This is a genomic window from Streptomyces sp. NPDC096132, assembly GCF_044763345.1.
GTDB lineage: Bacteria > Actinomycetota > Actinomycetes > Streptomycetales > Streptomycetaceae > Streptomyces.
Genome location: NZ_JBIWGA010000014.1, coordinates 16627 through 36733 on the forward strand (window position 1 = coordinate 16627; position 20107 = coordinate 36733).

The window sequence follows — 20107 nt, forward strand, 5'->3', positions numbered from 1 at the left end:
ACCCACGCACGACCCATGGAACCGCTCCCCCGATGGCCGGAGAAGAGCGCACACCCGGGCGCACGGCCACACAGCGGGAGCACGTGACGACGGACCGTACCGAAGCCCGCACTTCAGTACGGACCACAATCCCGCCAACCGGCAGAATGCCCCTTAACGCTTGGGATGCGGCGAACTACGCTGGGTTTACGAATGCCGCGTGGTTATGCCAGCGCGGCAGCCGTCTGTGTCGAGGGGTGGCGCAATGTCCAGGGAGCAACGCGGGCCGAACGAAAAGCTCGGCGCCGTTCTCGCCCTCGCGGGAATCAGCAACGCAGGACTCGCGCGACGCGTCAACGACCTTGGCGCTCAACGCGGGTTGACTCTTCGCTACGACAAGACGTCCGTGGCGCGCTGGGTGTCGAAGGGCATGGTGCCGCAGGGCGCCGCGCCGCACCTCATCGCGGCCGCCATCGGACAGAAGCTCGGCCGCCCGGTGCCGCTCCACGAGATCGGCCTGGCGGACGCGGACCCCGCGCCCGAAGTGGGCCTCGCCTTCCCCAGAGACGTCGGCCAGGCCGTGCGCTCGGCCACCGAGCTGTACCGCCTCGATCTCGCCGGCCGCCGGGCCGGCTCGGGGGGCATCTGGCAGTCCCTGGCCGGATCATTCGCAGTAAGCGCATACGCAACGCCTGCCTCGCGATGGCTGATAACCCCGGCCGACAGTTCGGTGGCGCGTGAACCCCACTCCGTGGAGGGGACCGGCGCACCGCTCAAAGTCGGCCACAGCGATGTGCAGAAACTGCGGGAGGCCGCCGAGGACGCCAGGCGCTGGGACTCCAAGTACGGAGGCGGCGACTGGCGTTCGTCGATGGTGCCGGAGTGCCTGCGGGTGGAGGCGGCACCGCTGCTGCTCGCCTCGTACTCCGACGAGGTCGGGCGCGCCCTGTTCGGGGCGAGCGCCGAACTGACCCGGCTGGCGGGGTGGATGGCCTTCGACACCGGTCAACAGGAGGCCGCGCAGCGGTACTACATCCAGGCGCTGCGCCTCGCGCGCGCGGCGGCGGACGTACCGCTCGGCGGATACGTGCTGGCATCGATGTCGCTGCAGGCGACCTACCGGGGCTTCGGCGACGAGGGCGTCGACCTCGCGCAGGCCGCCCTGGAGCGCAACCGGGGGCTGGCCACGGCCCGCACGATGAGCTTCTTCCGCCTCGTCGAGGCACGCGCGCATGCCCGCGCCGGGGACGCGCAGGCCGCGGGAGCGGCGCTCAAGGCCGCGGAGAGCTGGCTGGAGCGGGCGCGCGAGGGGGATCACGATCCGTCGTGGCTCGGGTTCTACTCCTACGACCGGTTCGCCGCCGACGCGGCCGAGTGCTACCGGGATCTGAAGGCACCGCGGCAGGTGCGGCGCTTCACCGAGCAGGCGCTTTCCCAGCCGACGGAGGAGTTCGTGCGGTCGCACGGGCTGCGGCTCGTCGTTTCCGCGGTGGCCGAGCTGGAGTCGGGAAATCTTGATGCGGCGTGCGAGCAGGGGGTGCGGGCCGTGGAGGTCGCCGGGCGGATCTCCTCGGCTCGGACCACCGAATACGTGAAGGATCTTCTGCATCGGCTGGAGCCGTACGGGGACGAGCCGCGCGTCGTCGAGCTGCGGGAGCGGGCTCGGCCGCTTCTGATGGCGCCGGCGTAGGAACTTCGCCTGAGACGAGCCGCACTGCCGCGCGTTTGAAGTGACTGTCAGTGGCGCAGTGCACTATCGAAGGCGGAGGTGGTGCCGGTGGTGGCGTACGACTGTGATGTGCTCGTGATCGGTGGAGGGATCGTCGGGCTGTCCACCGCGTACGCGATCGGCCGCGCCGCGCCCGGGACCCGGGTGACCGTGCTGGAGAAGGAGCCGGGGCCGGCCCGGCATCAGACGGGGCGGAACAGCGGGGTGATCCACAGCGGGATCTACTACCGGCCCGGGTCGCTGAAGGCGCGGTACGCGGTGCGGGGTGCCGCCGAGATGACCAAGTTCTGCGCGGAGTACGGCATCCCGCACGCCGTCACCGGAAAGCTGATCGTCGCGACGGAGCGGGACGAGCTGCCGCGCCTGCACGCGCTGGTGCAGCGCGGCAGGGAGAACGGAATACCGGTGCGGGAGCTGGGCCCCACCCAGATCGCGGAGTACGAGCCGGAGGTGCGGGGGCTCGCGGCGATCCATGTGGGGACGACCGGGATCTGTGACTTCACGGGGGTCGCCCGGCAGCTCGGGGAGGCGTCCGGGGCGGAGATCCGGTACGGCGCCGAGGTGGTGCGGATCGACCGGCGGGCCGGCCTCGGCGTGGCCGTGCTCACCGCGCGCGGCCACGTCGTACGGAGCCGGGTGCTGGTGAACTGCGCGGGGCTGTACTGCGACGAGATCGCGCGGCTGACGGGGGACGAGCCCGGGGTGCGGATCGTGCCGTTCCGGGGCGAGTACTACGAGCTGGCGCGGCCGGAGCTGGTGCGGGGACTGGTGTATCCGGTGCCCGATCCGGCGTTCCCGTTCCTCGGCGTGCATCTGACCCGGGGTGTCGACGGGGGTGTGCACGTGGGTCCCAATGCCGTGCCGGCGCTGGCCCGGGAGGGGTACGGATGGGGAGTCGTACGGCCTCGGGAGGCGCTGGCGACGGCGGCGTGGCCCGGAGTGTGGCGGATGGGGCGCCGGCACTGGCGGTACGGGGCCGGGGAGCTGCGGCGGTCGGTGTCGAAGGGGGCGTTCGCGGAGGCGGTGCGGCGGTTGTTGCCGGCGGTGCGGGAGGGGGATCTGGTGCGTACGGAGGCGGGGGTGCGGGCGCAGGCCGTGCTGCGGGACGGGGGCCTGGTGGACGACTTCCTGATCCAGGAGAGCGCCCGGGCGGTGCATGTGCTGAACGCGCCCTCGCCGGCGGCGACGGCCTCGCTGCCGATCGGGCGGGAGGTGGCCCGCAGGGCCCTGGAGGTGCTGGGGACCCGGTGAGCGGCACCGGCAGCACCGGCCTCCCGTGGCCCGGCGGGAAAGCCCGTACCCGTCGAAAAGTCCGTCCCAGTAAAATCGACCCCACTGTGTCTGATTCCGTGAACACCCCCGAAGTCCCCCGGCCCGCCCCCGGCGGCGAGCACCACCCGGGCGAGTCCGTCCGGCATACCCGGGCCAAGGGGGAGCCGCGCTTCCCCGACGGTCCCAAGGCCGATCCGGCCGGGTCGCACTTCGAGCGGCGGATCAGGAGCTTCCAGCCCCGGCGCAGCCGGGTGACGGCCGGACAGGCCGACGCCCTGCAGCGGCTGTGGTCGAAGTGGGGACTCGACATCGACGGGCATGCCGTCGACCTCGTCGAGCTGTTCGGGAACGACAGACCCGTCGTGCTGGAGATCGGGTTCGGGATGGGCGAGGCCACCGCGCAGATGGCCGCCGCCGCCCCGGACACCAACATCCTCGCCGTGGACGTGCACACCCCCGGCCAGGGGAACCTGCTGAACCTCGCGGACCGGGGCGGGCAGACCAACATCAGGGTCGCCAACGGCGACGCGATCATCCTGCTGCGGGAGATGCTGGCGCCGGACTCGCTGGACGGGCTGCGCGTCTACTTCCCCGACCCCTGGCCCAAGAAGCGGCACCACAAGCGGCGCCTCATCCAGCCGGAGTTCCTCAGCCTCGTCGCGACGCGGCTGAGGCCGGGGGCGATCGTGCACTGCGCGACCGACTGGGAGCCGTACGCGGAGCAGATGCTGGACGTCCTCACCGCACACCCCGACTTCGAGAACACGCAGGCAGGCGGCGGGTTCGCGCCGCGGCCCGCGTTCCGGCCGCTGACCCGTTTCGAGGGGCAGGGGCTGGACAAGGGTCATGTGGTGAACGACCTGCTGTTCCGTCGCGTACAGCACGGCGATCGCTGACCGCCGGCCCAGCCCCGGATCGGACCTCCGGATCAACAGCCCCCACAGACAGACCGTCCACCACAGTCCCCTCCCTCGTTAGGGTCGATGCCGTGGCCATCAGTCCCCCGTTTCCGCCGTACCCACCGCACCCGGGCGGCCCAGTCGAGGACGCCGCGCTCCGGCACGCGCACTGGTGGCAGCGATGGGGGTCCCCCCGGGGCCGAGCGCAGCCGAGGGCTTGGGGGAGGATCAAATACGGGGCGCTGATCACCCTGCTCTCGCTGTCCGGGCTGGTCATCCTCGCGCTGGTGCGGGAACAGACCGGCACCGAGGGGTTCCTGGTCGGGCTCGGCCTCGCGGTGCTGCCGGTGCCGCTGCTCATAGCCGCCTTCCGGTGGCTGGACCGGGTGGAGCCGGGGCCCTGGCGCAACCTGGTGTTCGCGTTCGCCTGGGGGGCGTGCGCGGCCGCGCTGATCGCGATCGTCGCCAACAGCTTCGCGACCCGCTGGATAGCCACGGCGACCGCCGACCCGTCCAGTGCGGACACCCTCGGGGCGACGGTCATAGCGCCCGTCGTCGAGGAGTCCGCCAAGGCCGCCGCGATCCTTCTCGTCTTCCTCTTCCGCAGACGGGACTTCACCGGCCTCGTCGACGGGGTGGTGATAGCCGGGGTCACCGCCACCGGCTTCGCGTTCACCGAGAACATCCTCTACCTCGGCACCGCGTTCGGCACCGACCAGCTCACCGGCGACAGCGGCATCGCCTCCGTCACCGCCGCGACCTTCTTCGTGCGCGTCATCATGTCGCCGTTCGCGCACCCCCTGTTCACCGTGCTGACCGGCCTCGGCTTCGGCTTCGCCGCGCGCTCCGGCGACCGGCAGCGCGTACGGCGCGTCCTGGTCCCGCCAGCCGGACTGCTGCTCGCGATGGGCATGCACGCCCTGTGGAACGGCTCGTCGACCTTCGGCGAGTTCGGGTTCTTCGCGGTGTACGCGGCGTTCATGGTGCCCGCGTTCGGGCTGCTGACCTGGCTGGTCGTGTGGACCCGTCAGCGGGAGCTGCGCACGGTCCGCGAGGAGCTGCCCGCCTACACGGCCGCCGGCTGGCTCGTCCCGGCCGAGCCGTACGCGCTCGGCTCGATGCGGGCACGGCGGCTGGCCCGTGAGTACGCCAGGCAGCACCTCGGCCGGCCGGCCGCGCGGGCGGTGGCGGAGTACGAGGCGTACGCGACCTCCCTGGCGTTCCTGCGGCACCGGGGACGCAACGGGCGGGCGGGCGCCGACTTCGTCGTACGCGAGAGGGAGTTGCTGAACGAGCTGTGGCGGCGCAAGGACGTCGCCCGGCCCGCGCTGGACCACGCGGCCCGGATGACGGCCCCGCCGGTCCGCGTGGCGATGCCCGCGGCGCCCTGGCCGGTCCACGGGGGCTACGGGTACGGGCAGGGGTACGGCCCGGGTCACGGCCCCGGGTACGGGTACCCGGCGGGGCAGGCGTACGGGTACGGCTACGGGTATCCCGCGGGTCCGTATCCCGCCGCCAACCCCTATCAGTCGTAGGGAGGATCAGGCCGAGGCCCGGGTCAGCCGGGCGATCTCGTCCTCGGTCAGCTCCAGCCCGGCCACCCCGAGCAGGGCCGGCAGCTGTTCGAGCGACCGCGCGGAGGCGATCGGTGCGACCACCGTCGGCTGGGCGGCGAGCCAGGCCAGGGCGACCGTGGCGGCCTCGGTGCCGCGGGCGGCGGCGATCTCGTCGAGGGCGGTGAGGACGCGCCGGCCCCGCTCGGAGTCGAGGTGCCTGGCGGCGCCCGCGGACCGCGGGCTCCGCACGGTCGTACCGGGCCGGTACTTGCCGGTGAGGAAGCCGGACGCGAGGGCGTAGTAGGGGACCGCGGCGAGGCCGGCGCGGGCGGCGAGGTCCTGGAGGGCGCCCTCGTAGGTGTCGCGGGAGACCAGGTTGTAGTGGGGCTGGAGGGCGACGTACCGGGCGAGGCCCTCGCGGTCGGAGAACTCCAGTGACTCCTGAAGGCGTTCGGGCGTGATGTTGGAGGCGGCGATGTGCCGCACCTTGCCCGCCCGCACCAGCTCGTCGAGCGCACCGATGATCTCCTCGACCGGCACCTCGGGCTTGTCGAAGTGCGTGTAGTAGAGGTCGATGTGGTCCGTGCCGAGGCGGCGCAGGGAGGCGTCGGCGGCGGCCTTGATGTTGGCGGCGGTCAGGCCGGGGAACTCGGGGTGCTGGCTGACCTTGGTGGCGATGACGACGTCGTCGCGGTTGCCGCGGGAAGCCACCCACCTGCCGATGATGGTCTCGGACTCGCCGCCGCCGTTGCCCTCGACCCAGGCCGAGTAGGAGTCGGCGGTGTCGACGAAGTTGCCGCCGGCGGCCGCGTAGGCGTCGAGGACGGCGAAGGAGGCCGCCTCGTCGGCGGTCCAGCCGAAGACGTTGCCGCCGAGGGAGAGGGGGAAGACCTCGAGGTCGGAGGAGCCGAGCTTGCGCAGAGAAGTCATGTTCAACGTCAACAACGGCGTCGGAGCGGCCCATTCCGACGTCGTACGAACAACGCGTGAACGGAACCGCTCCGTGCCGGGGATGTCTCCGGGGTCTCCCTGAGGGGAGATGTCAGGGGTTGAGGCCCTTGCTGCGCAGCCAGGCCATCGGGTCGACGCCGTCGGCGCTGCCGTTCGGGTGGACCTCGAGGTGGAGGTGGGCGCCGGTCACGTTGCCGGTGGCGCCCACGCGGCCGATCACGTCACCGGTGGCGACCTTCTGGCCGACGCTGACGCTGATCGACGACTGGTGGCAGAACCAGATCTCGGTGCCGTCGTCCAGGGTGAGGATGGTGCGGTAGCCGTAGGCCCCGGCCCAGCCCGCCTCGGTGATGGTGCCGCTGTGGACGGCCTTGATGAGCGTGCCGGTGGGGGCGGCGAAGTCCAGACCGGTGTGGTAGCCGGAGGACCAGAGGGAGCCGGCCTGACCGAAGGTCGAGGTGATGGTGTACGAGGAGGTCGGCAGCGTGTACTGCTTGGCCAGCTCGGCCAGGCGCGCGGCCTCGGCCTTCTCCTTGGCGGCCTCCTCGGCCTTCTCCTTCGCGGCGGCGGCCTCGGCCTCCGCCTGCTTCTCGGCCTTGGCGACGGCGGCCGCCTCCGCCTTGGCCGCGGCGGCCTCGGCGACGGCCTGGGCCTTGGAGGCGACCTGGGTCTGCTGCGACTCGGCCTGCGCCATGATCCGGTTGCGCAGTGCCTCGCCGGCGTCGGAGGAGCCGCTCTGGTCGGTCGCGTCCGGGGCCTCGGCGCCGAAGCTCGAGAGGGCGGGCGCGGCGTCCTGGGCGGAGTCGTCGTCGGAGATGAGCGAGCCCACGCCCGGCAGGTCCGGCATGGAGATGGAGACCGGGGGCTTGCCGGTGTTGGCGCTGGCCATCCCGCCGGCGCTGAAGGCGGCTATGACGCCGACGCCGAGGACGGTGGAGCTGCGGGCGAACCCGCCGCCGCCGCGCTGCTTGGCGACCCGGTGCTTGCCCCGGACCGGGGCAAGGGACTCCTCGGTGGGATTCCACTCCTCCCAGGGGCCCTCGTCGGTGCGGTAGCTGCCGTAGCCGAAGGTCTCGGAAGAGGAGCGCTGGCTCGGCACGAACGGGGCTTCTGGGGCAGGCCGGTTGGACGCCACGCGGGCGTACTCCTTTCCTTCCGTCGCCTACCGGGTTAGCTGACGGGTTCGGAGCGGGAAGGTCTCCTACGCGCGTAAACCGTTCGTGACTCTCCGAGTTCACGGCGGCCTTCGGCGCGATTCACCCCAAGGTGGTGGTTCCCCGGTTCCCTTACGGGATTCGGCGCGTGCGCACGGAGCCGACTCTTGTGACGGCTGGGACGACCGCGCTGCGTTATCGAACGTTAATAGACCTGGGGGCGGCTTTCCAAGCTCTTCCGCTTGATCAACAACATTTTTGGCCTGGACTTTCAGGCCATGACTGTTGAAAAACGGGCGAGTTGACCGGAATGCACAGCGGACGCACAGTCACCGGCCGGTCAGACCGGGAACACACCGAGGGCCGGAACCCTGTCAGGGTTCCGGCCCTCGGCCTTCAGTAGCGGGGACAGGATTTGAACCTGCGACCTCTGGGTTATGAGCCCAGCGAGCTACCGAGCTGCTCCACCCCGCGTCGGTATGACACCAGTGTACGCCATCCGCGGGACCGAAAGTCCCAGGGTGGTGCGAGGCCCCTCACACGAGGTGCCGGTTGGGCGCCTTGGCCTGCTCCGCGTACTCCGGGAGTACGACGACGTCGGCGCCCTCGGCGGCCAGGAGACCGTTGCCGTCGGCGGCCGTCACGAAGGTGTCCGGCTCCTGCCAGGCGGTGACCACCCGGCGCACGCCCGCGTCGAGGATGAGCCGGGCGCAGGGCCGCGGGCGGGAGGAGCGGCGGGCGCAGGGTTCCAGGCTGCTGTAGACGGTGGCCGTGGCCAGACGGGGGTCGGCGGGGTCGAGTTTGGCGAGGGCCGCCTCCTCGGCGTGGACGACCGGGTCGCCGGCCTCGCGGGAGTGGCCGCGGGCGAGTTCCGTGCCGTCGGCGGCGACGATCACCGCGCCGACGCTGAAGGCGGTCCGCGAGGGCGGGCAGAGGGCGGCGAGCTCGCAGGCGAGGGCCAGCCAGAGGCGGTCGGCGGCGGACGGGAGGGGGCCGGTGCCGGGGGCGGTGGGTTCGTAGCGCATGAGGACCACGTCCTCGATCCGTCGGGTCTCGGTCAGGCGCAGACGTCCGCCCTGGTAGGCGCCGGGGCCGAAGAGGCGGGGCGCGTCCGGGTCGCCCACGAAGAGAGGGGCGAGGACGAGCTGGAGTTCGTCGGCGAGGCCCTGCTGGAGGAGCTGGGTGTGGATGGTGCCGCCGCCCTCGACCATGAGCCGGTGGACGCCGCGCTCGTCGTGGAGGTGGTGGAGGAGCCGGCGCCAGTCGAGCTCGGGGCCGAGCGGGACGACGTCCGCGGCGATGCCGAGCGCCCGGGCCCGCTCGGCGCCCTTCTCCGTCGTATAGACGACCTTGTCGCCGCCCGTGTGCCAGAAGTTCGCCGCCGGGTCGAGGTCGCCGGAGCCGCTGACGGTGACCTTGAGGGGGTATTCCGGCTGTCCGGCCGCCGTGCGGGCGGCGCGGCGGTCGGCGGAGTTCACGAGCAGGCGGGGGTTGTCGGCGCGGATGGTGCCGGCGCCGATGAGGATCGCGTCGACGGAGGCCCGTACCTCGTCGACGCGGTCGAAGTCGGCGGGGCTGGAGAGGAGCAGGCGCTCGGGGGTGGTGTCGTCCAGGTAGCCGTCGAGGGAGACGGCGGCGGACAGCAGGACGTACGGGTACGACATCGACGCGGCTCTCCCTGGCGACGGGCGGATCTTGGTTCAAGTTTGAAACAAACCTACACTGAGTGCATGACGACCCGCTGGCTCACCCCCGAGGAGCAGCGCGCCTGGCGCGCGTATGTCGCCGGGTACCTCCTCCTGGACGACGCGATCGACCGGCAGCTCCAGCAGGAGGCCGGCATGCCCCACCTCTATTACTCCATCCTCGCCAACCTCTCCGAGATTCCGGAGCGGCGGCTGCGGATGACCGATCTCGCGGAGCGGCTGAAGATCACGCGCAGCCGGCTCACGTACGCGGTGACCCGACTCGAGAAGGACGGACTGCTGCGGCGCGAGAACTGCCGGTGGGACAAGCGCGGGAGCATCGCGGTGCTGACGGACGAGGGCATGGCGGTCCTGGAGGCGACGGCTCCCGGCCATGTCGAGACGGTCCGCTCCATGCTGTTCGACCGGCTCACACCCGAGCAGGTGGGACAGCTGGAGGAGATCTTCACGCAGGTCGCGCGGGGTTTCCAGGAGGACGGCGGGGAGGCCGCGCCGGAGGATCTTCCATGGCGCCGGCGCTCGTCGCCCTGCTCCGGGACCTCATGAGGCACGTCGCGGACGGCTCCGGGACCTCATGAGGCACATCACAAATACGTTGCTTCAAATTTAAAGCATAGGGTAGGGTCTCGATTCGTTGGATCTGCTTCAAATCTGAAGCAGAGACTGGCTCGTTCATCGCCCCACCGGACCCGGGAGACCCGCATGCCCGACACCCCCGCCGCCACCCAGCGCGCCCGCGTCCGGGTACCGCTGCGCTTCCACGACGGCTACTCCGTCGACGCCGAGCTCGTCACCTTCCACGGCCTGGCCGACGGGCAGGAGCATGTCGCCGTCGTCCTCGGCGAGCCGGGGCCCGTCCCACTGGTCCGGCTGCACTCCGAGTGCCTCACCGGCGACGTCTTCGGCTCCGCCCGCTGCGACTGCGGCCCGCAGCTGCGCGAGGCGGTCGAGCGGATAGCCGAGACCGGCGGCATCCTGCTGTACCTCCGTCAGGAGGGCCGCGGCATCGGTCTCTACAACAAACTGGACGCCTACGCCCTTCAGGACCAGGGCCTGGACACCTACGAGGCCAACGCCGCGCTCGGACTGCCCGAGGACGGCCGGGACTACACGGCCGCCGCCCAGATGCTGAACGCCCTGGGCGTCACCAGCCTGGACCTGCTGTCCAACAACCCCGACAAGGCCGACCAGTTGCGGTCGCTCGGCATCGACGTCCACGACCGCGTCCCCACCGGTGTCTTCACCACCCCGCACAACGTCCGCTACCTGCGCGCGAAGGTCCTCCAGACCCAGCACACCCTGCCGCTGGCCCAGCTCAGCGCGGGCTGACCGGCCGTCCGGGAGCCGCCCACCGGACGTGGGCGGCGTCGAGGGGCGCGGCCCGGCCAAGATGCGCCCCACCAGCCCTGCCCACAGGATGGGAAAGGGCTCGACTTCCCCGGACAGCTGGAGAGACGGTGAACGGTGAACAACTCCCGCCGTCGTGGCTCTTTCCGCAGGTTCAGCCCCAGGGGCCGCGCACCGCGGTCACGGATCCCGCGATGCCCACGGCCAACGGCACGGACAAGTCCTGCGACTGCGGATTCCTGCGCGGGATCATCGAGGGCACGTCCGCTCCCGTGGTGATCCTCGACCGCCATCTGCGCCACCTCTACGTCAACCCCGTCTGGTCGCAGCTCACCGGCCTCCCCGCCACCGCGGTCCTGGGCAGGACGGTCGACGAAGTACTGCCGGACTTCCGCAGATCCGACGACGTGCTGATCGAGGTGCTGGCGGACGGCCGGCCCCGGGAGGTGACGCTGACCGGAACCGCGCAGGACCCCTCCCGCGCCGGCCGCCGACTGTGGCGGGCGGTGTTCCACCGGCTGGAGTCACAGGGGCAGATCGTCGGCGTGTGCGGCATCGGCGTGGAGGTCACCAACCTCCGCCAGTACGTGGACGACCTGGAGGACGCCCACCAACGTCTCGCCCTGCTGGACGCCGCGACCGTCCGCGTCGGCACCACCCTGGACGTGGCCACCACCTGCGCCGAGCTCGCCGACTTCCTCTCCCCGTCCCTGGCCGACGTGGCCGCCGTGGCGATCGTCGACCACGAGATCCCGGACGCGCCCCCGGTGCGCCCCGGCGTCGTGCGGGCGCGGAAGATGCAGCTGTCGGCGCCACCGGAGCTGAAGTGGCATCTGCGCGCGCTGGAGGGACCGCAGCCGTACATCGACTTCCCTCGCGGCTCCCTCTTCCGCCGCTGCATGGACAGCGGACGCCCCTGGCGGAGCAACATGGCCTCCGACGAGCTGTTCCAGAAACTCGCCTTGAGGCCCGAGCACATCAAGGTCGTCCGCGCGGCCGGCATCCATTCCGTCCTCGTCGCTCCGCTGCGCACCGCGGGCCGCTCCGTCGGTTTCGTCCTTCTGATGCGAGCCGGGGACTCCGCGCCGTTCACCGACGAGGACATGCTCACCGCCCAGGGAGTGGCCAGTCGCGCGGCCATCTCCATCGACAGCGCCCACCGCTACACCCACGACCACACCATGACCCTGGAACTCCAGCGCGCGCTGCTCTCCGAGCCCGACAGCACCCATCCCAGCGTGGACGTGGCCACCCGCTACCTGCCGTCCGGCCACAGTGCCCTCGTCGGCGGGGACTGGTTCGACTCCGTCGCCCTGTCGTGCGGCCGCACCCTGCTCGTCATGGGCGACGTGATGGGGCACGGCTTCCAGGCGGCCGTCGCCATGAGCCAGTACCGCTCCGTCCTGCGGACCGTCGCCGCGTCCGGTCAGCCCGTGCACGACATGCTCGCCGAGGCCGACCGCCGGGCCGCCCTGGCAGGCCTCGACCGCGTCGCCACCTGTCTCCTCGTCCTGGTCGACGCCGACTCCGGCACCTGCACCGCGGCCACGGCCGGCCATCTGCCCCCCATCCTCGTCCGCCCGGACGGCAGCGCCGACATCCTGAGCCTCCCGGCCGGCCCCCCGATCGGCACGGAGCTCGGCGCCTACGAGATGACAACGTTCTCCTTCGAGCCCGGCGACGTACTGCTCCTCTACACCGACGGCCTCGTGGAGCGGCGCGGGGTGGACATCGACGACGCGGTGCGCACCCTCACCGAGATGGGCCTCTCGGCCGGCGGCCCGCTGGAGGATCTCCTCGACACGCTCCTGGCCCAGCTCACCAACGGCATGTGCGAGGACGACATCGCGCTCCTCGCCGCTCGTCGGCGGGCCCCGGACGGCTGATGCGGGACAGGGCCGGAAAACGCCGCGGCGCCCGAGCCGGCCGAAGCCGACCCGGGCGCCGCACAGCAGATCGGAGGCGTATCCCCCGACCACCGTCCGTAGGCCCTGTGGGACTCGAACCCACAACCAATGGATTAAAAGTCTGATGAGTGCTCATCGTGTCTCGTACCGCGCAGTACCGCGACGCACCGCCCGTTGCCGTATTGCCCAGTTCAGCGGCTTGCTGCGGGGCGATGCCGCATCGCCTTCACCTTGTCTCGTACCGTCTCGTACCGTCGCGGAATGCGGCTTCCGGGCCAGCAGCGGGCCAGCAGGAAGGGCCCCCGACCCGCAGGTCAGAGGCCCTTCGCCTGTCCGTCAATTCTACGCCGAGGCCTGCCCATTGTCAGTGTTGGCCCGTACCGTGGAGGCAACAGCAGCGTCTGCAACTGGCTGCGAGGCGCCCGGCCCCTGCTGCGGTACAGCGCCCGTAGCGGGGGCCGTTCCACGCCCGCGCCGGGCGCGCGGCACCGCGGCAGCCGCACGCTCCGCCAGGTCCTGCTCGTACTCCTGGAAGAGGGCCATGTAGGTGTCGGCGGTCAGGACGATCGTGGAGTGGCGCAACTTCTTGCTGGCGTCGTCGATGTCGCCGCCGCCGGCCTTCACCAGGGCAGCCGCACCGTGTCGGAGGTCGCGCAAGTTGATCGGGGGCAGGCCGGCCGCCTCCGCGATCCGCTTGAACTCTTTGGACACGACATCGGGGTGCAGCCAGTTGCCGTCCTCGGTCGTGAAGAGCTTGCCGGTGTCCGCCCACGACTTCCCGGCTTCTCGGCGTGCGGCACGCTGAGCGTCCTGGCGGGCGCGGTGCTCGCGCAGAACAGCCACTGTCTCGCGGTCGATCGTCACCGACGACATGCTGCTGTCGGTCTTCGGCGCCGTCTCGATGGGCTTCCAGCCGTCCACCACGATCTCGGTGAGGACGTCGATACGCGGTGGAGTCGCGTCGAGGTGCACGTTCGCCCAGTCGGCGCCGACGCCCTCGCCGCGGCGCAGGCCGTGGTGCGCAGCGAGGTGATAGAAGGCGTACAGGCGGGAGGCCTCGGCCTCGTCGAGGAAAGCGCCCAGCTGCTCAGGTGTCCAGACCATGACCGGGCTGGGAACCTGACCAGACTCACGCCACCGCGCCACACGCTCAGCCGTCCACAGCAGTCCCTTGGGGCGCGCGCTGGAGCCCAGCTCGACATGCGCGGCCGCGTTGAAGGTGATGAGCTGTTCGGCGATGGCCTTGTTGAGGGCAGCGCGCAGCGTGCGCCGGATGGCATGCCGTGTCGCCTGGCCGGCCGTCTTCCGATACGGCTTCATCTCGGACAGCTTCGCGCGCTCAGCAGCGAGACGCTCGCGCTCCTTGGCCGGCGGTCGCCCTGGGCGCGTCCACTTCGCCTGAGCCTCCTGCTCGCGGCGCGCCTCGTTCTCGGCGCGGATGACGTCGGCCTGGTCGGCGATCGCGTCGAACATCGCCTGAACGTGCCCGACGTTCACGCGGTCGAGGCGGTAGTGCCCAAGGTGCGGCTTCAGGTGAATCTTGATGTGCGAGCGGTAACCCGCGTTCGTCGTGGTCCGTGTCTTCTTGCTGGCCATCCAGCGGTCGAGCCACTCGGCCACGGTCATCTTGCCGTCGAGGGGAACGCCGACCCCGAGTCGGCGCTGTACCTCGGAAGTCTCGGGAATGTCTGCGCGGCGCCGGGAGATGTCGGCGAGTAGATCTCCCACGCGTCGCTGCTCGTCCGGGTCGTCACCGGCAAGATCAAGGATGGCCTGAAGGCGGGAGAGGTCGCCCTGAGCCTCCGTGACCGTGCCGTACCCGGTTCGCCTGAACGTCCTGCGTGTGCCCTCAGCGGACGGCGGGAGTTCCTGGCGGATCGCTGGGGCGCCATGGCCCTTGCGCTTCAACTTGGGACACGTCTGCCCCAACAGCTTGCCGTCGGGACCGCGGCACTCGCAGCGTCGGTAGATGCTTCCTGCGCGGCGGGCTGACGGCATCGGGTTACTCCTTCCTGGCCTCGGTGTCGGGCGGCTTCTCGGTCGGGCCCAGGTGCGCCAGGCCTACGCCGAGAACGAACCGAGCGGTCTCATTCAGTGCTTCCAGTGTGGCCTCCGGCATGGCGCCGGTGCGGACGCCGAAGGCCAGACCATGCCGTGTCTTGAAAGGGACGATCAGCTGCCCGTCCGGCAGATCGTCGCTGAAGAAATACCAGGCCTGCATTTGGGCCGGCGGTGACACCATGCAGCCTCCCCCATCTCCCGCAAGTGCGTTCGATTCGTGGCTTAGACCAGCGCTCTTCTGGTCCTAGAGCGTCCGGACATGATCGCACCACAGGCCCCAGATATCTACCGTCTGCTCGGAGATGTCACCGTGAGTGATGCATGGGGGAACGGATGATTCAGCCGTCTTCACCCAGGTGCGGCGGAACCAGCGTGTCAATCAGGCTAAGCAGGCGATCCCGCTGGTCAGCCGGTAGGGAGTCCAGTTTTCGAACATAAGCGACCGCTTCCCCCGTTCCCGAGCGCAACGGATCCACCCCATGGAACTGCTGACCGGCTGCATCCTGGAGCCTCTCGACCGGCAGGCGCGCAGCTTCGGCCAGCGCGCAGAGCTCCTCATACACGGGCGGCGTGACCCGTTCTCGCTTCTCCAGGCGATAGATCCAGCCACGCGTGACGCGCACGCCGCTGGCTGGGTCGACAGCCCGGTTCGCGAAGGTGTCCAGGCTGTCGCCCAGCTCCGCCCGGCGCTCCCGAATCAGGTCACTGAGCTGCGTGCGCTGTTCAGGGCTAGGAGCAGTGTCGCGTGGGGGTTCATCCGTAGCCGCCATGGGGCTCATCCTGCCACTCCTGCGCTCTCTGTGAATGAGGGACCGTTCAGGGTTCGTTGACGTCTTCCCGACGTACGGGCAGGTCAGACGCGCCGTTCATTCTGCACGCTGAATGAATTGTTCAACACACTGGGTCGGGCCGCCAGGTAGCGAAGAGTCATTGGCCGATTACCGACGCGCGCCCCCGGATATTCAACGAGCTAGACAAACCGTTCAACCCATGGAATGCTCACAGCCACCCCATTCAACTCGTTGAATGATCTGTACTACGAGGTGAACGTGAGCGAAGAGAACACCCCACCCACCATGTACGCGGTCCACAGCAGCGACCGCCTCAAGCTCCTCATGGAGCGCACCGGCACCGGTGAGTCCATCACCAGCCGCGAACTGGCCGCCCAGGCAGGCGTCGCCCACGGAACCATCGGCAACCTGATGTCGGGCGCACAGCGCATCGTCCCGGAGGACAAGGCGCAGTCCATCGCCGCCGCCCTCGGCGTGAAACTCCTGGTCCTCTTCGTCGAGATGGAGCGCGCCGGCCGCGCCTTCATCCCCGCGCAGGCCGCCGTATGAGCACCGCCGCCGCACTGACCCCGGACGAGGTCCGCGCCCTGCCCGCGATGCTCAGCGCCAATCAGGCGTTCGCCGCGATCGCCATCGGCAAGACCCTCGGCTACGAGCTGATCGACGCCGAGGAGTTCCCCGTCGAGGTCATCCGGCTCGGCCGCGTCTACCGCTTCCGCAAGACGGACGTCATGGCCTTCCTCGGCCTCTCCGAGACCGCTGCTGCCGAGGTCCAGTCGGCAGCAGCTACCCCCGACGACGACGGCGCCCCCGGGGTCCAGCCGAAGGCGCCGTCCGAGCCGTCCACCACCACCCGCGCCAGCAAGTAGAGGGGCCTGCTCATGTCCGAGCTTCCCACGGCCACCGAGCCGCCCACCACGCCCGACGTCGCCCGCACGCTGGCCGACATCGAGGCCGCCAAGCTGGGCGCCAGCCCGGACGTCGCCGAATGCCTCACGGCCATCGGCGACCTGGTGAGGATCACCGGTACCCCGAAGACCCTCGACTGGGTCCGCGACTTCCTCGGCCGCGAGGAGCTGCAGGTCTTCGCCGAGCAGCACCACGTCACGATCCACGAGTCGCGGGCCACCGGCGAGGAGCAGCTGGACCGGACCGTCGTCATCTGGACCGCTGGCGACGAGGGCCTGGCCCTCGTCCCCGCAGGACAGCGCCCCGCCGCCACTCTGCTCCAGCTGCGCGAGGAGACCGCACAGCGCGAGGAGGAGCTGCAGCGCGCCGCCGACTTCCAGGCGTCTGTCGCGGCCGGGCACGTCGAGAGCCTCGACGACTGGGACGCGCGCACCACCCAGGCGGGGAAGTGACGACCACCAGCGCGCGGGCCCGGGACACGCCGAGCCGGGCGCCCACCCCCCAGCGCATCGCCGGCGTCCTGCGCGTCGACCTCGACGGCCAGCGCGCCCGCTACGACTGCAGCCGCCCCGGATGCCCCCATCCCTCCGAGGGGCCCATCACCGCCGCACAGCACGGCCTCGCCGAGCTCCGGGCATTCGTCGCCGGAGTCCGTGACGTGCACCGGGCCGCGTTCCACAAGGAGAACCAGCCTTGACCGACTCACAGACCACCGATCTCCGGGCCGCCGCCCGCGAGTTGCACGACGCTGGCCTGTGCGTCCTGCCCATCAAGGCCGACGGCAGCAAGGCGCCTGACGTCCGCAGCTGGACCCCCTACAAGCTCGACCGCTCGACCCCCGCCGAACACGACCAGTGGTTCGGTGGCGACCGTCCCCACGGCATCGCCGTCGTCTACGGCGCCGTCTCCGGCGCGGTGGAGATGCTGGAGTTCGAGGGCCTGGCCGTCCGCGAGGGCATGCTGGACGCCGCCACCGAGATCATGGAAGCGTCCGGGCTCGGCGAGCCGTGGGCGGCCGTACTCGGCGGCTGGGCCACTGAGTCACCGTCCGGAGGCAGGCACTACCGCGTCCGCGTCGAAGGCACCGACGTACCAGGCAACACGAAGCTGGCCAGTCGCCTCGCCCGCGAGGACGAGTACACCGCCGAGGAACGGCAGCGCCTCCGCGAGAAGCCGGGCGCCCGCATCGTCCGCGTCCTGATCGAGACCCGGGGCGAGGGCGGGTACGGCCTGGTGGAGCCGTCCGGCGGCACGGTGCACGCCTCTGGCCGGCCGTACGTCCGGCTGGCCGGCGGCCCGGCCACCATCCCTGTCCTGGACGCAGACACCATGGCCGCGATTCGCGACGTCTGCCGCATGCTGGACCAGCTGCCCCGGCCCGAGGCACCGAAGTCCACCGCACCTCGCCCAGCGCCGCCCCGCCCAGACGGAAGCCTCCGGCCCGGCGACGACTTCGAGGCCCGCGCCACCTGGACGGACATCCTCCAGGGAATCTTCCGCCCCCTCACCACGCGCGGCAGCGAGACCTACTGGGGCTGGGCCGACGGCGTCGGTGGGGTGAAGGCCACCACGGGCAAGGACGAGCACGACAGGCTGTTCGTCTTCGCGACCGGCTCGGACTTCACCCCCGAGGTGCCGTACAGCAAGTTCGGCGCGTACGCCCTGCTCCAGCACAACAGCGACCACAAGGCCGCCGCCAAGGAGCTGGCGCGCCAGGGCTACGGAAGCCGCCACCTTGCCGCAGTCGGTCCCCGCCCTGCCCCCGCCTCCCCGACGCCTGAGCCCTCCACGGGCGAGCAGCAGGACGCGCACCAGACGGCTGTCAAGGTTGAGGACGATCCCGAAGGCTTCGACTACGCAGAAGCGTTCGGCCTGCCTCCCACCGTACGCACGCCCTACGACTATCGGGTCACCGGCCGGGGCGTCGAGGTGCTCAACACCAGCGGTGAGAACTGGATCAGGGTCACGTTCGCCCCGCTGGTCGTCACAGCCACCTTCGAGGACCCCGAGGGAGACCAGTACGTCGAACTGTCGTGGATCGACCGCAGCCTGGGCAGGCCGCGCCGGATCTCCCGCATCGTCTCCCGAGAGACCGCGAAGCGCGGGCGGAAGCTGATTGAGACGTTGGGCTCGGCTGGTCTCCCCGCAGTCGAGGGCGACGCGCGCGCTGTCGAGAAGTGGCTGGCCGAGTTCGAGGCCCGCAACGTCGGCCGCATCCCGTCCGAGCAGCTGGCGCGCTGGCTGGGCTGGCAGGACGACGGCACCTTCGTCTCCTCGCCCGAGGACGGCATCAAGGTCGACACGCCCTTCGAGGAGCAGCGCGGCCCGGCCCGTGCGCACGCCAAGAAGGGGACCCTCGACGGCTGGAAGGACACCGTCGCGCAGCTGGCCGACTTCCCCGTGCCGCGCGTCGCCGTCGCGGCTGGGCTCGCCGCTCCGCTGCTCAAGCCGCTCGGGCTGAACTCCTTCACCCTGGACATCTCCAGCCGGTCCACAAAGGGCAAGACGACCGCGCTCCAGTGCGCCCTCAGCGTGTGGGCCGACCCCTCCGAGCACGCGTCGGCCATGTCCAACTGGCGCACCACTCTGTACGCCATCGAGAAGCGGCTGAACCTGGTCCGAGGGATCCTCACCGTCTTCGACGAGACCATGGCCGTCACCGACGACACCCTCATCGACGAGGTGCTCTACCAGCTCCCGATGAACCACGGGAAGGCTCGGTCCGGCGGGGCGTTCGGCAACATGCTGCCCTGGGAGACCATCCTCCTCAGCAGCGGCGAGCGGCCGGCGCTGTCCTTCACGACCAGCCAGGGCGCGGCGGCCCGCATCCTCGGCACGACGATCGCCCCGTTCGGCGACGGCGGCGGCCCGACGGCGGCCGCAGCCCGGGAAGGCGTGCTCGCCAACCACGGGCACGCCGGGCCGGAGTTCATCCGGTACATCCTCAGCGGCCTGGCCCAGCCGAACGGCCGCGAGCGGCTGAAGGAGAAGCATCGCGCGCTCGTGGACGAGTTCCGCGGCGGCGGCGACATGACGAACCGGCGGGCGCCGATGGTGGCCGTCCTCGCGTTCGCTGAGGCGTTGGCGTGCCGCATCGGCCTGCTGCCGTACGAGCCGCTGCGGCATGACGTGTGGCGTGGCCTGTTCACCGCCCACAACCCGACCGACAACCGCCCCGAGATGGCACTGGACGTCCTGCGGGAGTACGTGGCCGGTCACGCGCACGAGCTGTTCAGCGCCACCCGCGCCGCCATGAACGACCGGCCGCCGTACTCCGGATGGCTCGGCGTCCTGTCGGTCAAGGACGGCGTCACCGAGGTGGCCCTGTTGCCCGAGCGCGTACGCAAGGTGCTGGCGGACGCGGGCTATTCGCTCGACGCCGTGATCGGCAGCTGGGTCGACGCCGAGTACGTGAAGACCCTGAAGAGCCAGCGCCCGGCCCACCTGCTGCCGCGTCGGTTCGACGGAGCCCGTGCGAAGTGCCTGGCCTTCACGCCCGCCGGCATCGGATACGGCGACGACGAGGCAGCGGCATGAGGGCCGTGATGCGGGTGGTACGCACGAGGTGCGTACCACCCGGCCGCCCCGGTTTCCGCAGGTCAGAGGCGTACACAAGCCGGATTCGGGGCCGGTACGCAGTCGCCCGGAAATGGCACCCCTCAGGCGTGAGCGCGTGTGCGCGTGCGTGCGGGCGTGCGCACACACATCGACCCCTGTGTCTTTCTGCGTACCTGCGTACCAGTCCCTCTAGAGAGAGACATAACACCAGCTCAGAGGCGCTTTCACCCCGGTACGCAGCCGGTACGCAGCCGGTACGCAACGCGTACCGCCCCTCTCCCCCACCAC

The 20107-nt window shown here is 70.8% G+C and carries 18 protein-coding genes, 1 tRNA gene and 1 riboswitch; of the genes, 12 read left to right on the forward strand and 7 right to left on the reverse strand.

What is annotated here, in order from left to right:
• The first annotated feature begins 244 nt into the window (after window positions 1-244).
• From ACIRF9_RS29785 to ACIRF9_RS29800, 4 genes are all read left to right on the forward strand, one after another.
• Window positions 245-1669: an MFS transporter gene (locus ACIRF9_RS29785; RefSeq protein ID WP_403828282.1), complete on the forward strand. Its 1425-nt coding sequence runs from the start codon at window positions 245-247 to the stop codon at window positions 1667-1669.
• 81 nt (window positions 1670-1750) lie between these two features.
• Entirely contained in the window at window positions 1751-2959 is a 1209-nt protein-coding gene (gene lhgO / locus ACIRF9_RS29790; protein ID WP_403828284.1) for an L-2-hydroxyglutarate oxidase, read from the forward strand.
• Between the two features lie 86 nt (window positions 2960-3045).
• Window positions 3046-3876 (forward strand): tRNA (guanosine(46)-N7)-methyltransferase TrmB, encoded by an 831-nt coding sequence (gene trmB, locus ACIRF9_RS29795; RefSeq protein WP_403828286.1) that lies wholly within the window; start codon window positions 3046-3048, stop codon window positions 3874-3876.
• A gap of 92 nt (window positions 3877-3968) precedes the next feature.
• Window positions 3969-5414 carry a PrsW family intramembrane metalloprotease gene (locus ACIRF9_RS29800; RefSeq protein WP_403828288.1) on the forward strand — a complete coding sequence of 482 codons (1446 nt, stop codon included), beginning with the start codon at window positions 3969-3971 and terminating at the stop codon, window positions 5412-5414.
• Between the two features lie 6 nt (window positions 5415-5420).
• On the opposite strand, the gene ACIRF9_RS29805 is transcribed toward ACIRF9_RS29800, so the two are convergent.
• The 4 genes from ACIRF9_RS29805 to ACIRF9_RS29820 form a co-directional block, all read right to left on the reverse strand.
• Entirely contained in the window at window positions 5421-6365 is a 945-nt protein-coding gene (locus tag ACIRF9_RS29805) for an aldo/keto reductase (RefSeq protein WP_403828290.1), read from the reverse strand.
• Between the two features lie 112 nt (window positions 6366-6477).
• Entirely contained in the window at window positions 6478-7521 is a 1044-nt protein-coding gene (locus ACIRF9_RS29810; RefSeq protein ID WP_403828292.1) for a M23 family metallopeptidase, read from the reverse strand.
• A gap of 7 nt (window positions 7522-7528) precedes the next feature.
• Window positions 7529-7697, reverse strand: a riboswitch (cyclic di-AMP (ydaO/yuaA leader).
• A gap of 243 nt (window positions 7698-7940) precedes the next feature.
• A tRNA-Met gene (locus ACIRF9_RS29815) sits at window positions 7941-8014 on the reverse strand.
• Window positions 8015-8076: 62 nt separating this feature from the next.
• Complete coding sequence (locus tag ACIRF9_RS29820; protein ID WP_403828294.1) at window positions 8077-9204, reverse strand: dihydrofolate reductase family protein; 1128 nt, start codon at window positions 9202-9204, stop codon at window positions 8077-8079.
• Window positions 9205-9270: 66 nt separating this feature from the next.
• Here ACIRF9_RS29820 and ACIRF9_RS29825 point away from each other — a divergent pair, with 66 nt between their 5' ends.
• From ACIRF9_RS29825 to ACIRF9_RS29835, 3 genes are all read left to right on the forward strand, one after another.
• Entirely contained in the window at window positions 9271-9792 is a 522-nt protein-coding gene (locus ACIRF9_RS29825) for a MarR family winged helix-turn-helix transcriptional regulator (RefSeq protein ID WP_403828296.1), read from the forward strand.
• A 156-nt stretch (window positions 9793-9948) separates the two neighbouring features.
• Entirely contained in the window at window positions 9949-10575 is a 627-nt protein-coding gene (ribA, locus tag ACIRF9_RS29830) for a GTP cyclohydrolase II (protein WP_403828298.1), read from the forward strand.
• 212 nt (window positions 10576-10787) lie between these two features.
• On the forward strand, window positions 10788-12479 hold the full coding sequence (locus ACIRF9_RS29835; RefSeq protein ID WP_403828300.1) for a SpoIIE family protein phosphatase: 1692 nt from the start codon (window positions 10788-10790) through the stop codon (window positions 12477-12479).
• Window positions 12480-12842: 363 nt separating this feature from the next.
• On the opposite strand, the gene xerC is transcribed toward ACIRF9_RS29835, so the two are convergent.
• The 3 genes from xerC to ACIRF9_RS29850 form a co-directional block, all read right to left on the reverse strand.
• Window positions 12843-14498 (reverse strand): tyrosine recombinase XerC, encoded by a 1656-nt coding sequence (gene xerC, locus ACIRF9_RS29840; RefSeq protein WP_403828302.1) that lies wholly within the window; start codon window positions 14496-14498, stop codon window positions 12843-12845.
• Between the two features lie 4 nt (window positions 14499-14502).
• The gene (locus ACIRF9_RS29845; RefSeq protein WP_403828304.1) at window positions 14503-14742 is read right to left on the reverse strand and encodes a hypothetical protein; all 240 of its coding nucleotides are present in this window, start codon (window positions 14740-14742) and stop codon (window positions 14503-14505) included.
• A 157-nt stretch (window positions 14743-14899) separates the two neighbouring features.
• On the reverse strand, window positions 14900-15340 hold the full coding sequence (locus ACIRF9_RS29850) for a hypothetical protein (RefSeq protein WP_403828306.1): 441 nt from the start codon (window positions 15338-15340) through the stop codon (window positions 14900-14902).
• Window positions 15341-15610: 270 nt separating this feature from the next.
• On the opposite strand from ACIRF9_RS29850, the gene ACIRF9_RS29855 reads away from it, so the two are divergent.
• The 5 genes from ACIRF9_RS29855 to ACIRF9_RS29875 are packed head-to-tail and all read left to right on the forward strand — an operon-like array spanning window position 15611 to window position 19798.
• Window positions 15611-15901 (forward strand): helix-turn-helix domain-containing protein, encoded by a 291-nt coding sequence (locus ACIRF9_RS29855; RefSeq protein ID WP_403828308.1) that lies wholly within the window; start codon window positions 15611-15613, stop codon window positions 15899-15901.
• Window positions 15898-16221 (forward strand): hypothetical protein, encoded by a 324-nt coding sequence (locus ACIRF9_RS29860; RefSeq protein WP_403828312.1) that lies wholly within the window; start codon window positions 15898-15900, stop codon window positions 16219-16221. The genes ACIRF9_RS29855 and ACIRF9_RS29860 overlap by 4 nt, the downstream gene beginning before the upstream one ends.
• A gap of 12 nt (window positions 16222-16233) precedes the next feature.
• Window positions 16234-16713 carry a hypothetical protein gene (locus ACIRF9_RS29865; protein ID WP_403828314.1) on the forward strand — a complete coding sequence of 160 codons (480 nt, stop codon included), beginning with the start codon at window positions 16234-16236 and terminating at the stop codon, window positions 16711-16713.
• Window positions 16710-16958 carry a hypothetical protein gene (locus tag ACIRF9_RS29870; RefSeq protein WP_403828316.1) on the forward strand — a complete coding sequence of 83 codons (249 nt, stop codon included), beginning with the start codon at window positions 16710-16712 and terminating at the stop codon, window positions 16956-16958. Before ACIRF9_RS29865 ends, ACIRF9_RS29870 begins: the two co-directional genes overlap by 4 nt.
• Window positions 16955-19798, forward strand: a complete 2844-nt coding sequence (locus tag ACIRF9_RS29875; RefSeq protein WP_403828318.1) for a DUF927 domain-containing protein — start codon at window positions 16955-16957, stop codon at window positions 19796-19798. Before ACIRF9_RS29870 ends, ACIRF9_RS29875 begins: the two co-directional genes overlap by 4 nt.
• Window positions 19799-20107: the final 309 nt, after the last annotated feature.

Bases quoted from the DNA above. Each gene is read 5' to 3' on its own strand.
- ACIRF9_RS29785 (WP_403828282.1), top strand. From the start codon at position 245: ATGTCCAGGGAGCAACGCGGGCCGAACGAAAAGCTCGGCGCCGTTCTC.
- ACIRF9_RS29805 (WP_403828290.1), bottom strand. From the start codon at position 6,365: ATGACTTCTCTGCGCAAGCTCGGCTCCTCCGACCTCGAGGTCTTCCCC.
- ACIRF9_RS29820 (WP_403828294.1), bottom strand. From the start codon at position 9,204: ATGTCGTACCCGTACGTCCTGCTGTCCGCCGCCGTCTCCCTCGACGGC.
- ACIRF9_RS29825 (WP_403828296.1), top strand. From the start codon at position 9,271: ATGACGACCCGCTGGCTCACCCCCGAGGAGCAGCGCGCCTGGCGCGCG.
- ribA (WP_403828298.1), top strand. From the start codon at position 9,949: ATGCCCGACACCCCCGCCGCCACCCAGCGCGCCCGCGTCCGGGTACCG.
- ACIRF9_RS29835 (WP_403828300.1), top strand. From the start codon at position 10,788: ATGCCCACGGCCAACGGCACGGACAAGTCCTGCGACTGCGGATTCCTG.
- xerC (WP_403828302.1), bottom strand. From the start codon at position 14,498: ATGCCGTCAGCCCGCCGCGCAGGAAGCATCTACCGACGCTGCGAGTGC.
- ACIRF9_RS29845 (WP_403828304.1), bottom strand. From the start codon at position 14,742: ATGGTGTCACCGCCGGCCCAAATGCAGGCCTGGTATTTCTTCAGCGAC.
- ACIRF9_RS29850 (WP_403828306.1), bottom strand. From the start codon at position 15,340: ATGAGCCCCATGGCGGCTACGGATGAACCCCCACGCGACACTGCTCCT.
- ACIRF9_RS29860 (WP_403828312.1), top strand. From the start codon at position 15,898: ATGAGCACCGCCGCCGCACTGACCCCGGACGAGGTCCGCGCCCTGCCC.
- ACIRF9_RS29865 (WP_403828314.1), top strand. From the start codon at position 16,234: ATGTCCGAGCTTCCCACGGCCACCGAGCCGCCCACCACGCCCGACGTC.